The sequence below is a fragment of the Microbacterium sp. RU1D genome (assembly GCF_900156435.1).
In the GTDB taxonomy this organism is placed as follows: Bacteria; Actinomycetota; Actinomycetes; order Actinomycetales; family Microbacteriaceae; genus Microbacterium.
The window spans coordinates 1,545,408-1,560,425 of sequence record NZ_FTPQ01000001.1 but is presented as its reverse complement, the minus strand read 5'-3'; the positions used below and the strand labels follow the sequence as shown (position 1 = coordinate 1,560,425).

Genomic DNA, 15,018 nt, shown 5'->3' with positions numbered 1-15,018 from the left:
CTAGCGCGCCGCGGGGAGGATCTGGTCGTCGCGCGGCGCGAGGCCGGGACGCAGCCGTGTCCCGAACTCGTGCCGCAGGGCGCTCAAAGCCGCCTGCCACCCGGCGAGGCCGTGGACGCCGGGGCCGGGGCTCGTCGACGAGGAGCACAGGTACACGCCCGTCATGGGCGTGCGCCACGGGTCGGGGCTGTACACGGGCCGCCCGAGCAGCTGGTTCAGGGTGGGCGCCCCGGCCGAGATGTCACCGCCCGGGAAGTTGGGGTTCCACGCGGCGACGTCGACCGCGCTGCGCGAGGTCGAGGCGAGGATCGTGTCACGGAACCCCGGCGCGAACCGCTCGATCTGGCGGACGACGGCCTCCTCGCGATCGGCCGGGCTTCCCGATGGCACGTGCGTGTAGGCCCAGAGCACGTGCGAACCCCCGGGCGCGCGGGTGGAGTCGAACAGCGTGGGCTGAGCGGCCAGGACGTAGGGGGCGTCAGGGAGCTCGCCCCGCGCGACGGCGTTCTCGGCCGCGGCGATCTCGGCGCGCGTGCCGCCGATGTGGATCGTCCCCGAGAGGGCGACGTCGGGATCGGCCCACGGCACCGGCTCCGACAGCGCGAAGTCGACCTTGGCCACACCCCCGCCGTACCGGAACCGCTCCAGCACGCGACGGTAGGCCATCGGCATCCGCTCGCCGGCGAGGCGGATCAGTGCTCGCGGGGTGGTGTCGAGCAGGACCGCACGCGAAGGCGGGAGCTCGTCGAGCGAGGTCACCTCGACACCGGCGTGCAGCACGCCGCCGTGCGCCCGGATGTCGGCGATCATCGCGTCGGCGATCGACTGGCTACCGCCGACCGGGACGGGCCACCCGCGTCCGTGCCCGTAGGTGGCCAGCACGAGACCCGCCCCGCCGGCCGCCAGGCTCGGCTGGTGCAGGATCGTGTGCGCGGAGACGCCCGTGATCATGCTCGGCACCGCTTCCTCCCGGAAGCGCGCGTTCCACCACGGACCGCCCTGCTCCAGAGCCCGGATGCCGAAGAAGAACGCCGCGAGGGGATCACCGGGGATGCGCAGGAGCGCATTCCCCGTGAAGTCGGCGACGCCGCGCAGGTGCTCGACGAGCGGGCGCATGAGCCGCTCGTAGGCGGGACCGTCGACACCCAGTCCCTCGGCCGCGCGCGCGAGGTCGCGGTACGCCAACGCCGCCCGCCCCCCGTCGAGCGGGTGCGCGTACGAGACATCCGGAACGACGAACGGCACCCGGCGGTCCAGTCCGAACTCGCGGAAGAACCACGACTCGAGGGCGAGGGGGTGCACCGCCGACCCCACGTCGTGGAGGAAGCCCGGAAGGGTCAGCTCCGCGGTCGAGGCCGCTCCCCCGAAGGTGGCCGCCCTCTCGTAGACCGCGACCGACAGGCCGGCGCGGGCCAGCGTGACGGCGGCGGCGAGGCCGTTCGGGCCGGAGCCGACGACGATCGCGTCGTACTGTTCGCTCATCGCTGGATCGGCTCCCTCTCGGCGGTGGATTCGCGACCGATCGCCTTAGCGCCGCCGTGAGTGCCGGGGGCTCCGCCTTCCGCCAGGTAGGCGAGGCGGTGCAGCGTCTCGGCGTTGCGCCAGCGGGTGATGGCGTCGAACAGGGTGTCGGGCAGGATGCGGGTGGGGCCCGTCACGGGCTCCTCCTGGATGCGCACGACGCACCCGTCTCCGCGCGGCTTGACGTCGATCGCGACGCGCGCGACGCCGATCGGACCGCCGTGCGGCTCGAGGACGGCGCGGTGCGGCGGATCCCACACGCGCATGATCGTCGTGTCGTTGACCAGCAGCGGCCATGACCCGAACGAGTGGTGCAGCGTCGCGCCCTCCTCGGGCCACGACTCCCCCACGTCGCGCATGCGCGAGGCGCCGACCACCCACAGCGGATACAGCCAGCCGTTCTCGAGCACACGGAAGACGTCTTCCGGCGTGCAGTGCAGCAGACGGACGTTGCGGGCCATGGTCGCTCCTCGTCATCGTCCCGGGACGGGCGGATGCCGGGGGACGACCCCCGACCACGCTTACGGTACGGCCCGTCTCCGACGTCGGTCGCGGTGGTTGCGCCCCGGCGCCTCGGCCGGTATCGCCCCCGGCCGCGTCACGCCGCGGTGGGCAGGACGAACCAGGCGCGCGTCCCACCCGCCGGGGAGGCGTCGAGACCGATTGATCCGCCGTGCGCCTCGACGATGCGGCGGCAGGTCGCGAGACCGATGCCGATACCCTGCACGTCGGCGCCGTGCCCGCGCTGCAGGGGCTCGAAGACCCGCTCGCGCAGGTCTTCCGGCACCACGTCGCCGTTGTCGTCGACGCGGATGCGCCACCCGTCGGGCAGCGTCTCGACGCTGATGCGGACGTCGGGGGTCTTCTCGGACGCGACGGTGAACTTCACCGCGTTGGCGATGAGGTTCTGCAGGAGGACGCGCAGCAGCGTGTCGTCAGCCCGCACGAAGGTCGAGGCGTCGACGGTGACCACGGCACCCGTGTTGACGAGGGCGCCGTCGAGGTCTTCCAGCACCGCGTCAACGGTCTCGGCCACGTCGACCTGCGTCATGTGCGGGCGCGCGCCGCCCATCCGCGCGAAGTCGAGCAGGTCGGTGACCATCGACGTCATGCGGCCCGCCGCCGCCTCGGCGCGAGCGAGGGATTGCGCCGCGCGCGGGGCGTGCGCCATCTCGGGGCTGTCCGCCGCGAGCTCGAGGAAGCCGGTCAGAGCCGTCAGCGGGTTGCGCAGGTCGTGGCTGACCTGCGTCGCGAAGCTCTCGAGCTGCTGGTTCGATTCGAGGAGGTCGCGCTGGACGCGGCGCAACTCCAGCACGTCGATCACCTGATGGGCGAGAAGGTCGAGGGCGTGAGCGCTGGCATCCGAGAGCTCCCCCACCTCGTCGTCGAACACGCACAGCGTGCCGATCGCGACACCCGACGGCGTGATGAGCGGGCTGGAGGCGTAGAAGCGGACGTTCGCGATCTCGCCGGTGACGAAGGCGTTGCGGGCGAAGCGGCCGTCGAGCCGGGCATCGGCCACGACCACGCGGCCCGGGTCGGAGATGACCGCCGCGCACATCGAGTCCTCGCGCTCGCACGAGGCCGCCTGGATGCCGACGGCGGCCACCTGGTGCTGCATGCGGTCGTCGATGATGTTGATGACGGCGGTCGGCACTCCGCACACGGTCGCGGCCAACTCGACGAGTCCCTGGAGGTCGGGTTCGGACGGCTCGCCCACGAGACGGTACTGGGCGATCGCGTCTCGCCTGGTCACATCGTGCGCAGTCGACACGGCATCCCCCCTGGTGTTCCCGCCGAAGAGCCTAGCGGCTGAGGGTTACACCGGGACGGCCGGGAGAGGAAGGGGCTCGCGCGCATCGACCGCGTGGCGCAGAGTCGGCTCATGAGCACCCCGACCTTCCCCCAGACACCGTCCGAGCCCACGGCGCCCACCCCCGCCGAGCCGACCACGCCGGCGCCGTCCGAACCGACCGTGCCGCTGCCGCCCGAGACGCAGCCCGCCCCCGCAAGCGGGACCGGCGACGCCTCGACCACCGGTGACGACGGGGCGGGAGCCTTCGCCGCGGACGACGGCGAGGCGATCGGCTCCGCCGAGACGGTTGCCGACAATGCGGTCGAGGAGGCCGTGGTCGACGCGGTGGACCCGGGCGGCCGTCCCGATTGATCCGGAAGCATGCGAAGGGGGCGATGCCGCATCGGCACCGCCCCCTTCGGCGTTCAGGTGAGGATCACGGGTTGCCGCGCGTCCACAGCAGGAGGATGGCGACGGCCTGCAGCACGAGGCAGCCCACCAGGATGGCGGTCCTGCGCCGCGGCGTCGACGACCACCGCTCGTCGCCCATGAGCGGGGCCATGGGCATGAGCAGGCGGAAGGTGCTCTGCTGCGGCAGGAACACCGCGAAGATGTAGACGCCGTAGCTGAAGCCGTAGGCGACGACCATCAGGCCGAGCTTGCGGACGGGACGCGACCACATCAGCGCCACGAACGCCACGACGAGGGCGATCACCAGCACGATGCCCACGACGCCCAGGTGCGTGCCGGCCTGCCGGAACCACGGGGTGAAGGGCGTGAACTCGTCGTTGCCGACGTAGTCGAGCCACCACCCGAGCTCGGTGCGGATGTACGCGTTGTGCGTGCCGGTGACGAACTGCGCGATGTGGTTCCACGACAGCCCCGCGGCGGCGATCACGAGACCGGATGCCATGAGCGAGGCCCATTCGCGCACCGGGAACGGGTCGACCCGGCGGCGGAAGAAGCGCACGAGGAACACGATGCCCAGGGCCAGACCCAGGGCCAGCACTCCCGGACGTGTGTACGCCGTGATGAGGCCGATGGGCAGGATCCACAGGTAGCGACGCTTGATCGCCAGCAGCATGCCGGCGAACATCAGCAGCATGAACAGGCCCTCGCTGTAGCCGATCACGAAGAGGAACGACATCGGCGCGAAGGAGAAGAACACGACGGCCCACCAGGCCGGCTGCGGCTTGGTGACGGTGCGCAGCAGCACGAAGAGCAGCCAGGTGGCGCCCAGGCTCGCCCCGAGGCTGAGCAGGATCGCGACCGGCTGCCACCCGAGACCCGTCGCCCCGGAGATCACGCGGACCATCGTGGGGAACACGGGCAGGAACGCCCAGTTGTTGGGGAGGATGTCGCCCGAGACGTTCATCGGCAGCGACATCGGATAGCCCTGCGCGGCGATCTGCCCGTAGCGATCGGCATCCCACCCGGTCAGGTAGTCGAAGAAAGTGCCGAGGCGCTCGCTGTCGGGCCCGAAGCCCCACCGCGCCGCCTTGGCGATCGAGTAGAAACCCCACAGGAGGCCGAAGTTCACGGTGCGCGCGATGGCCCACAGGATCAGGATGCGGGTGAACGCCCCGCGTTCGAGGGGGACGATGCCCTCGGGCGTGCGCAGCACATCGCTGGCGTACTGTCGCAGCGCGCGACCGATGCGGGACTCGCGCAGACGATCGAGGCGTCGCGACGGACGCCCGATGACCCTCGACGGTTGCGTCGGGGTGACAAGCTCGCTCGGCGGTGCGCTCACTCGGAACCTTTCACGGGGGAAGACGAGGGCGAGTGACGACGGTGTCTGGCCCGGGGAAGTGCAGTAAGGCGAGATGGTACCGGATCAAACTGACCGTTCCATCCGGTTGACATCCGAGGAAACCCCAGGTCAGTGGGTGTCGCCCACGAGCTTCAGACCGACGACGCACCCGACGAGACCGAGCACCAGCAGCACTTTCACCACCGAGATCGCCTCGGTGCCCGTGACCATGGCGACGACGACCGTCAATGCGGCCCCGATCCCCACCCAGACCGCGTACGCCGTACCGGTGGGGATCTCGCGCATGGCGAGGGCGAGCCCACCCATGGATGCCACGAGCGCCACGCCGAAGATCACGCTGGGCCAGAGCTTGGTGAAGCCCTCCGATCGCCCGAGCGCGGTGGCCCAGACGGCTTCGAGGACGCCGGAGAGGATGAGGATGATCCACGACATGACGGTGCAGCTCCTTGGCCAGTCTTGTCGCTGTCCGGGTACTGATCCCTCGTCCGGGGACGCGGTGGGCGTCCGGTGTCGAGGGTAGCGGGCGCGGCTGGGCAGAACCCGGGCAGTCGATCCGCCTCCGCTCCCGCACCGGCCCCGGCCCGGCCCGGCCCCGGCACGCGATAAACGCTCTCCGTGTCGAGACACGCCGTCGCGCCGCGTGTCTCACGAGAATCGCCGTTTATCGCGGACCACGCGGAGCAGCCGGGCGTCAAGGGCGAGCGGGACACCGGGGGCATCCGGCATCCGGCATCCGGCATCCGGCATCCGGCATCCGGCATCCGGCGTCCGGCATCCGGCATCCGGCATCCGGCATCCGGCATCCGGCATCTGGCATACGGGATCCGGCAGCCGGCGTCAGATCAGGAAGATGGATGCCGCGCCGGGGTTGTGGGCGTGGACGAGCACGCCGAAGACCACGGCGTCGAAGAGCAGATGCACCGTCACGACGTACCAGAGCGAACGGGTCTTGAGGAAGAGGAAGCCCTGCACGATCGCGAACGGGACGGTGAGCAGCGGCCCCCACGCCTGGTAGCCGAGCTCCCAGAGGAACGAGACGAAGACGATCGCCTGCAGCAGGTTCGCGGTGAGGTCGGGGAAGTGCCGCCGCAGCAGCACGAAGACCGTGCAGATGAAGAACAGCTCGTCCCAGATGCCGACGGCGCCGACGCCGACGAAGAGCCGCGCGATGAGGTCGGGCGTGGTCACCGCGGGCCAGTTCATGTAGACGCCGGAGGTGATGAAGTAGAACGGCAGGATCAGGTAGCCCAGGACGATCACGCCGCCCAGCCACGCCCACTGCCACCACGTCCAGCGGCCCCCGCCGCGCCACGGGAAGCGGATCGCGTGGTCACGGTAGACGAACCGCGAGACGACGTAGGGCACGACCACCGCTCCGCCGAGCGCGAGCGTGAAGCGGACGAACGCCGCATCGTCGAGCTCGGCGTGCAGCGGGATCAGGCTCACGATGAACTGGCCGATCGCGACGAGCGAGACGTCGCGGGCGATGCTCGGCTCCTCCCCCCGCGCGAGGGGGACGCCGGCGCGCCGGTCGACGATGACGGCGGATGCCACGGCGAGGGCGAGCAGGACCCACCCGAGCCAGACGATCTGCACGACGAAGAGCGCCGGGGCGGCGAGGCACACCGCGAGCGCCGGGACGAGCTTGGGCGTCCACGTCGAACGCCCGCGGACCGGCGCCGCGGTGTGCGCGGTCACGGTGAGACCCGCGCGTAGGTGAGGTCGCGGATGTCGCGTCCGACGCGCAGGCCTTTGCGCTCGAAGGCGGTCAGTACGCGTCCCTCGAAGCGCTCGGCCCACTCCCCTTCGAACGCCCGCTCGAAGTCGGGGGCCTCGTCGAGCACGTCGCGCATCTGGTCGGCGTAGTCCTGCCAGTCGGTCGCCAGACGCAGGGTCCCGCCCGGGCGTAGCGCCAGGGCCGCGATGCGGGCGAAGTCGGGGGCGACGAGGCGGCGCTTGGTGTGCTTGTTCTTGTGCCAGGGGTCGGGGAAGAAGACCCACAGCTCGTCGACGGATGCCGCCGGCAGCAGGTGCTCGAGCGCCTCCGGCGCGTTGGCCTCGACCAGTCGCAGGTTCTTCACGCCCTCGCGGTCGGCGTCGAGCATGGTGCGGGCAAGGCCGGCGGTGAACACCTCGACGGCGAGGAAGTCTGTGTCGGGGTCGGCGGCCGCGGCCGAGACGATCTGATGACCCTGACCCGACCCGATCTCCACCACCAGCCGGCTCGTGCGGCCGTACACCTGCTCGAGGTCGACGGCCGTCCCCGCCTTGACGCTGGTCGCGGCGGCTGCGCGCTCGACCGGGAGCAGGTAGAACGGCGAGAGCTCAGCCCACGCGCGGTCCTGCGCCTCCGACATGCGGCCGCTGCGGCGCACGAAAGACACCGGCTTGTCGCGGAACACGGGGGCGGTGGCATCCATGTCGTCCAGGCTATCCGCCGTGTGAGGGGTCAGTTTCCGTCGCTCAGCCGACGCCGAGGCGCCAGTTTCCGACCCCTCACGCGAGAGCGAACGCTTGCGGCCGCTCACGGGACGGTCACGAAGTCGATGAGTTCCTCGACCCGGCCGAGGAGGGCGGGCTCGAGGTCGCGGAAGGTCGTCACCCTCGACAGGATGTGCTGCCATGCGCGGGCGGTGTCGGCCTGCTCCTCGGCGGGCCAGCCGAGGGCGCGGCATACGCCCACCTTCCAATCGATCCCCCGCGGCACCTCGGGCCACGTGGCGATGCCGAGGGCGCGCGGGGTGACGCACTGCCAGACGTCGACGAAGGGATGGCCGACGATGCGCACGTGCGCGCCGTGCCGGCCGCGCGCGATCTTCTCCGCGATGCGCGACTCCTTCGAGTTCGGCACGAGGTGGTCCACGAGCACGCCGTATCGGCGCTCGGCGGTGGGGGGCTCGGCATCCAGCTTCTCTTCGAGCAGGTCGACGCCCTCGAGGAACTCGACCACGACGCCCTCGGCGCGCAGGTCCGCGCCCCAGACCTTCTCGACCAGCTCGGCGTCGTGCTTGCCCTCGACGAAGATGCGGCTGGCGCGGGCGGTGCGCGCGCGCTGGTCGGTGACGGCGAAGGATCCGGATGCCGTGCGCGTGCGCCCCTTCGGAGCGGAGGTGGGAGCGGTGAGCACCACGGGCGTGCCGTCGACGAGGAAGCCTCCGCCGAGCGGGAAGAGCCGGCGCTTGCCGAAGCGGTCCTCGAGCTCGACGTTCATCCCGTCGATGCGGGTCACCGCGCCGACGTAGCCGTCGCCCGCGACCTCCACCACGAGATCGGCGGATGCCGCGACCCGAGCCGGGGCGGTGCGTCCGGCCTCGCGCCAGCCTCGCGCGAGCACGTCGGTGCCGTAGCGGTCGTCCATGTGCTGTACCTCCGAGCGTTCGAGCCTAGGCGGCGCACCTGTGCGCTGACAGCGGACGCGCCGCTCCTACCCCGGTGTCGGCGGTCGTTTATAGGGTGGATCCGTTGCGCACCGAAGGGGGATGCATGCGGATGCCGAGAGTGGCCCGGGCGATCGTCGTCGTCTTCCTGACGCTCGTCGCGATTCTGGGGGTGCCGCTGACCGCGGCCGCCGTCCCCCCTCCCTCGCTCGGATCGAGCTACGTCGTCGACCGGGTCGACGCGCTCACCGACGCCCAGGAGGCGGAGGTGCAATCGCGCCTGGTGGCGCTGTCGGAGCAGACCGGCCTCGATCTCTGGGTCGTGTACGTCGACGCCTTCACCGACCCCGCCGACGCGCAGGACTGGGCGAACGACACGGCCAATCAGAACAGGCTCGGGCCCGACCAGTACGTGCTCGCGATCGCGATCGACGGCGACACCTTCTCCTTCTACCTCTCCGGCGACGTCGACGACGGGGAGCTGTCGGCCGCCCAACTGTCGTCGATCGAGCAGGACCGCATCCAGCCGGCGCTGGAAGCCGGAGACGATGCGGGCGCGGCGATCGCCGCGGCCGACGGCATCCGCACGGCGCACGCGCAGTCCGGTGGCAACCTGCCCGCGCCTCCGCCGACGCCCGCCACGGACGGCGGTCCGGCCCTCGGACCGATCGTCGTCGTCGCCGTGCTGCTGCTCGCCATCGCGGGCGTGCTGCTGTGGCTGTTCCTGCGGCGGCGCCGCGCAGCGGCCTCCGCGACGTCGGCGTCCACCGAGACCGTCGCCGACCTCGCCCGCCGCGCCGGCTCCGCCCTCGTCGCGACCGACGACGCCGTGAAGACCAGCGAGCAGGAGCTCGGTTTCGCCCGCGCCCAGTTCGGCGACGAGGCCGCCGCGCCGTTCGCCGACACGCTGGCGCAGGCGAAGGCCGACCTCGACCGGGCCTTCGCCCTCCAGCAGAAGCTCGACGACGACACCCCCGAGACCCCGGACCAGCAGCGCGCCGGGTACGCCGAGATCCTGCGCCTGTGCCAGGCCGCCGACGCGGCCCTGGATGCCAGGGCCGCGGCGTTCGACGAGCTCCGCGCTCTCGAGGCCGACGCCCCGGCTGCACTGCGAACCGCCCGCACCCGCCGCGAGGCCGTCGCCTCGGCCCTCGCCGCCGCGGAGGAGGAGCTCGAGCGCCTGCGCGCTCGGTTCGCCGATGACGCGCTGAGCCCCGTCGCCGACAACCCCGCGCAAGCACGGTCGCGTCTCGATCTCGCCGCGGGGCAGGAGACGGAAGCGGAGGGCGCCCTGGCGGCGGGCCGCACCGGCGAGGCGGCCGTGGCCATCCGCGCAGCTCAGGCAGCCGTCGCCCAGGCCGACACCCTCGAACAAGCCGTCTCCACGCTCGGCACCGCCCTCGACGACGCCGCCCAGCGCGCGGGAGCGCTCGTCGCCGAGATCGAGGGCGACCTCGTCGCGGCCCAGGGTCTGCCCGACCCCGACGGGAGGGTCGCCGCGGCGGCCGCGTCGGCGCGCTCGCAGCTGGACGCCGCGCGCGCCCTGCTGACCGGCGAGCGTCCGAGCCCGCTGCGCGCGGTCGACGGGCTGCAACAGGCGAACGCGACCATCGACGGCGTCCTCGACGCGGCCCGCGACACCGCGGAGCGCGACCGCCGCGCCCGAGCACAACTCGACACCGTGCTCGCGCAGGCGCGCGCCCAGGTCAGCGCCACGGAAGACTTCATCGCCGCCCGGCGCGGAGCCGTCGGCCCGGCCGCCCGTACCCGCCTCGCCGAGGCCGGAGCGGCCCTGGTGCAGGCCGAGCAGTTGCAGACGACCGATCCCGTGGCGGCGCTCGCGGCGGCGCAGCGCGCCGCGCAGAAGGCGGGCGAAGCCGCCTCGCTCGCGCAGAACGACGTGGGCTCTTTCGGGAGCGGCGGCGGTGGTGACCTCATGGGGGCGATCCTCGGCGGCATCGCCATCAACGCGCTCTCGGGCGGCGGGCGGCGCGGCGGGTTCGGCGGCGGGGGCCTCGGTAGCCTCGGCGGCCTGGGTGGCCTCGGCGGCGGCTTGGGCGGGGGACGCTCGCGCTCCGGCGGCGGCTTCGGCGGAGCATTCGGCGGCGGCGGGCTCTCCGGCGGCGGCCGGTCGCGCACCGGCGGGGGACGCGGGTTCTCGGGCGGGGGCGGCGGCGGTCGCAGCCGAGCCGGGGGCGGAGGAGGCCGACGCCGCTGACCCCCTCGCGGCACAGCCGCCGATCACAGAGAATTCGTAGCATTCGACACCAGACTCGACATCGTCGCCCTCAGGAAGGAACACCCCGCATGGCCAAGCAGTCCATCTTCGGTCGCATCTCGACCCTCGTCCGCGCGAACATCAACGCGCTCCTCGATCAGGCCGAGGACCCGCAGAAGATGATCGACCAGCTCGTGCGCGACTACTCGAACTCGATCGCCGACGCCGAGTCGGCCATCGCCGAGACCATCGGCAACCTGCGTCTGCTCGAGCGCGACCACCAGGAAGACGTCCAGGCCGCGGCCGAGTGGGGCAACAAGGCCCTCGCCGCGAGCCGCAAGGGCGACGAGCTCCGCGCCGCGGGCAACGTCGGCGAGGCCGACAAGTTCGACAACCTCGCCAAGATCGCCCTGCAGCGTCAGATCACCGCCGAGGGCGAGGCCAAGGCCGCCGCTCCCACCATCGCCGCGCAGACCGAGGTCGTCGACAAGCTCAAAGACGGCCTCAACGGCATGAAGACCAAGCTCGACCAGCTGAAGGCGAAGCGCAACGAGCTCACCGCGCGCGCCAAGGTCGCCGAGGCGCAGAACAAGGTGCACGACGCGGTCAAGTCGATCGACGTGCTCGACCCGACCAGCGAACTCGGCCGCTTCGAGGACAAGATCCGTCGCGAAGAGGCCCTCGCCGCCGGCAAGCAGGAGCTCGCCGCGTCGAGCATCGACGCGCAGTTCAACGCGCTCGAAGACGTGGGCGAGCTCACCGAGGTCGAGGCCCGTCTTGCCGCCCTCAAGGTCGGCGGCCCGCAGCGCGCGGCGATCGACGCCCCCAGCCCCGACCAGCTCTGATCGACTCCTGAGCGCGCCGTCCGTCCACCGGGCGGCGCGCTCCCGTCTCCCGGCGAGGACACCCCATGGCCCGATTCATCGTCGCCCCGCAGTGGCAGGGCTCGTCGTCGTCGCGCGCGATGCAGCTGATCGACGGGGCCGAGGCCATCGCCGGCGATCTCCCCCGCACCTCGACCACGGTGCTGGCCGCACCGACCGAGGCCGGCGACGCGCAGGGCACGCGGGTCCACCGTCTCAGCGCGCTCGTACGCATGCGCGAACGCATCGAGGAGGCCGTGCGCAGCGCCGACGACCCCGCGATCGTGATCGGGGGCGACTGCGGCGTCGCGCTGGGCGCCGTGTCGGCCGTCGCGGCAGACGATCTCGCCGTGGTGTGGATCGACGCGCACGCCGATCTCCACACCCCCGACTCCTCCCCCAGCGGAGCCTTCCACGGCATGGTGCTGCGCGCCATCGCGGGCGAGGGCGAGGCCGTCCACCGCCTGGAGCCCGGACTCGCCCCCTCCCGCCTCATCCTCGCGGGCACCCGCGCCCTGGATGCCGAGGAGCAGCGGTTCATCACCGAGCACAACGTCCGCGTCGTCGCTCCAGCCGACCTGGCCGATCCCGACGTCCTCGCCGACGCCGTCCTCGCGACCGGCGCTGCGCGGGTCTACGTGCACGTCGACCTGGACGTGCTCGACCCCTCGGAGATGACGGGCGTCGCGCTCGCCGAGCCCTTCGGTGCGCGGACGTCCGATGTCGTGGCATCCATCCGCCGCCTCCGCGAGCGTCTTCCGCTGGCGGGCGCCACACTGACCGAGTTCTCCCCCGCGTCCCCCGCGGCGGCCGTCGACGACCTCGGCACCATCCTCCGCCTGATCGGGGCGCTCGCGTGAGCCCGATCCCCCGCCCGCCGTCCGACTGGCGCGAGCGCGCCGACCGTGCGGTCGCCCGCGGCCGCCGTCTCGATCGGTTCATCCCCGGCTTTCTGCTCGACTCCCCGATCAGTCGCGTCGGCTACTGGTACGGGTGCACCGTGGGTTGGGTCTGGGGGTCGATCTGGAGCACCGGGCGCGTCGAGAAGCGCCAGGGTCTCTGGGTGTTCCGCGGCCTCCCGGCCTGGGCCTTCCCCCGCGGCGGCGTGTGCGTCGGCGGATGCTTCCTGACCGGCGACGACCGACCCACCGACGTGGTCCTCGGGCACGAGGCCGTTCATCGCCGCCAGTGGCGCCGCTACGGCTTCCTCATGCCGCTGCTGTACGCGCTCGCGGGCCGCGATCCGCTGCGCAACCGCTTCGAGGTCGAGGCGGGGCTCATCGAAGGCAATTACGTGCCCCGCGGCACCTGACGCGCGCGCCCCTCTCTCCCGCGCGACCCCGCCTCGCTCACGTCGAGTGTCCAAGACATGCCGCTCGGGCGTCCGGCACTCGGCGTTTCCCGGACACTCGACCCCGTGGGTACGCGCGGCGCCGCAACCCGCGACGGTCCCCGGCACGGCGAGTCCCCATCGAGTGTCCAGGACACGCCGCCGGGGCGAACCCGCCCGTGGCGTGTTCCGGACACTCGACGTCGAGGATGCGGGGGCGCGGGCGCGGGCGGGGCGTCAGCGGGCGGTCGCGAGGCCGAAACGCTCGGGGGTGTGGATCGCGAGCGGCTCGACACCGTGACGCGAGACGAGGTCGTCGACGATCTCGGCGGTGCCGAGGTAGCCCCCGAGCAGGATGACGCGGGTCGCGTCGTCGTCGCAGCAGAGCATCTCGCCCGCCCACCCCGAGACGGCGCGCGCGAGAGCCTGGCCCGGGGCGCAGGCGCGACCCGTGCCGGGGGCGCCGCCGCGGCGCGAACGGTCGAGCCACGCGATGGTCATGCGCGCGGGCGCGGCGACGCGGCCGATCCACGAGGCGTCGGGGACCTCGATGAACACGCGCCCGGTCGAGCAGATGGGCAGCGTCGCGAGCAGCGTCTCGAGCTCGGCGAGAGAGGTCTCGTCGGCGGTCACGAGGTGCTGCACGCGGGTGTGCCGCGACGCGCGGCAGGCGGCGTCGTTGTGCTCGGAGGAGGTGGGCATGATGAGGTCGAGTATACCCCCGACGTAGGGTTGCCTAACCTGTGTTCGTGCTGGTGGTCCACGCGTGGATCACTCCACCAGCACCTCGCGCAGGTGCTCGATCTCGGCATCCGTCATGCCGTGGGCGCACAGATATCCGGCCGCGGACCCGTAGGTGTCGTCGAGGTGCGTCAGCAGGGCGCGCATGGCCCGCGCGGGCGAGCGGGTCGCCAGATCCTCGGCGTGGACGTTCTCGGGGTGCAGCGCGCGGATGGCGGCGAGCACGCGCGCGTTGCGGCCGGCGGGGAGAAGAGCCTCGGTCCGCGCGTAGTCCGCGACGACCGCCTCGGGGTCGACCCCCGCCGCGGCGAGCGCGATACCCACCGTCACCCCGGTGCGGTCCTTGCCGATGGTGCAGTGCACGAGCACGGGCTGATCCACCAGGATGCCGCGGATGGCCGAGACGACGCGCTCGGCGGAGGCGTCGGCGATCTCGGCGTAGAGCTGCTCCAGGCTCAGGTCGCGCGCGAAGAACGACGCCACCGACCCGAGGAAGAGGGGCTCGTGCTGCACCTGCACCGGCAGGTCGTCGAGCCGGCTGGGGTCGTGCGCGAGCTCGCTCTCGTCGCGAAGGTCGACGACCCGGCGGAGGCCCATCGAGCGGAGCGTGTCGATGCCGTCGTCGTCGACCGCGACGAGATTGCCCGAGCGGAACAGCACGCCCTCCCGGGTACGGCTCCCGCCCGCGGGGAGGCCCCCGACGTCGCGGAAGTTGACCGCGCCCGACACCAGCGACCCGCTCACGCGGTGCCGTCCGCGTGCACGTGCGGGGTGCGAGGGGCCGTCGTCGCTGCAGGGGCCGCATCCGTCGCGATGACGGCCGCGGCAGGGGCCGCATCCGTCGCGATGACGGCCGGCGCCGTGCCGCGCGGCGGAACCGGGTAGCGACCCGCGATGGCGACGCGGTTGAAGGCGTTGATGGCCACGAGCACCCAGCTGAGCGCGACGTACTCGGCCTCGCTCAGGATGCCGCCCGCCTGGTCGTACACCTCGTCGGGGATGCCTTCCTCGTGGATGAACGTGAACGATTCCGTCAGCTCGAGCGCCGCGCGCTCGCGCTCGTCGAACACCCCGGATTCGCGCCAGGTCGCGATCTGGGCGATCACGTCGGCATCCAGGCCCGCCTTTACCGCGCCGTCGACGTGCACGCGCACGCAGTAGGCGCAGCCGTTCAGTTGCGACGCGTGGATCTGGACGATCTCGCGCAACCGCGCGTCGATCCCCGCGTCGGTGGCCAGCCGGCCCACCGTCGTGGAGAAGGCGCGCAGCGCCGCGTACGCCTCGGGAGCCGACCTCGACAGGTGCACACGCCGTTCCTCGCCCATGGCGACAGCCTAGGACCGCGCCGGAGGAGCGGCGCGGGAACGCTCGACGACGCCTCGGCATCCGTTCCGCGGGC

16 protein-coding genes and 1 riboswitch are annotated in these 15,018 nt (G+C 72.4%); of the genes, 5 read left to right on the top strand and 11 right to left on the bottom strand.

Annotation, left to right across the window (positions count from 1 at the left end; genetic code table 11):
* From B0B15_RS07110 to B0B15_RS07100, 3 genes are all read right to left on the bottom strand, one after another.
* The gene (locus tag B0B15_RS07110; protein WP_076674552.1) at window positions 1–1,482 is read right to left on the bottom strand and encodes a phytoene desaturase family protein; all 1,482 of its coding nucleotides are present in this window, start codon (window positions 1,480–1,482) and stop codon (window positions 1–3) included.
* Entirely contained in the window at window positions 1,479–1,982 is a 504-nt protein-coding gene (locus B0B15_RS07105; protein WP_076674551.1) for an SRPBCC family protein, read from the bottom strand. Before B0B15_RS07105 ends, B0B15_RS07110 begins: the two co-directional genes overlap by 4 nt.
* Window positions 1,983–2,119: 137 nt before the next feature.
* Entirely contained in the window at window positions 2,120–3,277 is a 1,158-nt protein-coding gene (locus tag B0B15_RS07100) for a sensor histidine kinase (RefSeq protein ID WP_256334217.1), read from the bottom strand.
* 129 nt (window positions 3,278–3,406) lie between these two features.
* On the opposite strand from B0B15_RS07100, the gene B0B15_RS16470 reads away from it, so the two are divergent.
* On the top strand, window positions 3,407–3,688 hold the full coding sequence (locus B0B15_RS16470) for a hypothetical protein (protein WP_176776582.1): 282 nt from the start codon (window positions 3,407–3,409) through the stop codon (window positions 3,686–3,688).
* 64 nt (window positions 3,689–3,752) lie between these two features.
* On the opposite strand, the gene B0B15_RS07090 is transcribed toward B0B15_RS16470, so the two are convergent.
* From B0B15_RS07090 to B0B15_RS07065, 5 genes are all read right to left on the bottom strand, one after another.
* Window positions 3,753–5,069 (bottom strand): hypothetical protein, encoded by a 1,317-nt coding sequence (locus B0B15_RS07090; protein WP_083708902.1) that lies wholly within the window; start codon window positions 5,067–5,069, stop codon window positions 3,753–3,755.
* A 129-nt stretch (window positions 5,070–5,198) separates the two neighbouring features.
* A complete protein-coding gene (locus B0B15_RS07085; RefSeq protein WP_076674545.1) occupies window positions 5,199–5,522 on the bottom strand; it encodes a DMT family transporter in 324 nt (107 codons plus the stop codon).
* A 13-nt stretch (window positions 5,523–5,535) separates the two neighbouring features.
* Window positions 5,536–5,599: riboswitch (guanidine-III (ykkC-III) riboswitch) on the bottom strand.
* 328 nt (window positions 5,600–5,927) lie between these two features.
* A complete protein-coding gene (locus B0B15_RS07075) occupies window positions 5,928–6,788 on the bottom strand; it encodes a CPBP family intramembrane glutamic endopeptidase (protein ID WP_076674541.1) in 861 nt (286 codons plus the stop codon).
* Window positions 6,785–7,510 carry a tRNA (guanosine(46)-N7)-methyltransferase TrmB gene (gene trmB, locus B0B15_RS07070; RefSeq protein WP_076674539.1) on the bottom strand — a complete coding sequence of 242 codons (726 nt, stop codon included), beginning with the start codon at window positions 7,508–7,510 and terminating at the stop codon, window positions 6,785–6,787. Before trmB ends, B0B15_RS07075 begins: the two co-directional genes overlap by 4 nt.
* A 104-nt stretch (window positions 7,511–7,614) precedes the next feature.
* The gene (locus tag B0B15_RS07065) at window positions 7,615–8,448 is read right to left on the bottom strand and encodes a DUF3097 domain-containing protein (protein WP_076674537.1); all 834 of its coding nucleotides are present in this window, start codon (window positions 8,446–8,448) and stop codon (window positions 7,615–7,617) included.
* A gap of 131 nt (window positions 8,449–8,579) precedes the next feature.
* Here B0B15_RS07065 and B0B15_RS07060 point away from each other — a divergent pair, with 131 nt between their 5' ends.
* The 4 genes from B0B15_RS07060 to B0B15_RS07045 all read left to right on the top strand — a co-directional run bounded on the left by B0B15_RS07060 (window position 8,580) and on the right by B0B15_RS07045 (window position 12,860).
* Window positions 8,580–10,685 (top strand): TPM domain-containing protein, encoded by a 2,106-nt coding sequence (locus tag B0B15_RS07060; RefSeq protein WP_091366356.1) that lies wholly within the window; start codon window positions 8,580–8,582, stop codon window positions 10,683–10,685.
* A gap of 89 nt (window positions 10,686–10,774) precedes the next feature.
* Window positions 10,775–11,530 carry a PspA/IM30 family protein gene (locus B0B15_RS07055; protein WP_076674533.1) on the top strand — a complete coding sequence of 252 codons (756 nt, stop codon included), beginning with the start codon at window positions 10,775–10,777 and terminating at the stop codon, window positions 11,528–11,530.
* A 65-nt stretch (window positions 11,531–11,595) separates the two neighbouring features.
* A complete protein-coding gene (locus tag B0B15_RS07050) occupies window positions 11,596–12,408 on the top strand; it encodes an arginase family protein (protein ID WP_076674531.1) in 813 nt (270 codons plus the stop codon).
* Window positions 12,405–12,860 (top strand): Fe-S oxidoreductase, encoded by a 456-nt coding sequence (locus tag B0B15_RS07045; RefSeq protein WP_076674529.1) that lies wholly within the window; start codon window positions 12,405–12,407, stop codon window positions 12,858–12,860. Before B0B15_RS07050 ends, B0B15_RS07045 begins: the two co-directional genes overlap by 4 nt.
* Window positions 12,861–13,115: 255 nt before the next feature.
* On the opposite strand, the gene B0B15_RS07040 is transcribed toward B0B15_RS07045, so the two are convergent.
* From B0B15_RS07040 to B0B15_RS07030, 3 genes are all read right to left on the bottom strand, one after another.
* Entirely contained in the window at window positions 13,116–13,580 is a 465-nt protein-coding gene (locus tag B0B15_RS07040) for an SIP domain-containing protein (RefSeq protein WP_076674527.1), read from the bottom strand.
* A gap of 69 nt (window positions 13,581–13,649) precedes the next feature.
* Window positions 13,650–14,363, bottom strand: a complete 714-nt coding sequence (locus B0B15_RS07035) for a tyrosine-protein phosphatase (RefSeq protein WP_076674525.1) — start codon at window positions 14,361–14,363, stop codon at window positions 13,650–13,652.
* Entirely contained in the window at window positions 14,360–14,944 is a 585-nt protein-coding gene (locus B0B15_RS07030) for a carboxymuconolactone decarboxylase family protein (protein WP_076674523.1), read from the bottom strand. Before B0B15_RS07030 ends, B0B15_RS07035 begins: the two co-directional genes overlap by 4 nt.
* Window positions 14,945–15,018 lie beyond the last annotated feature (74 nt).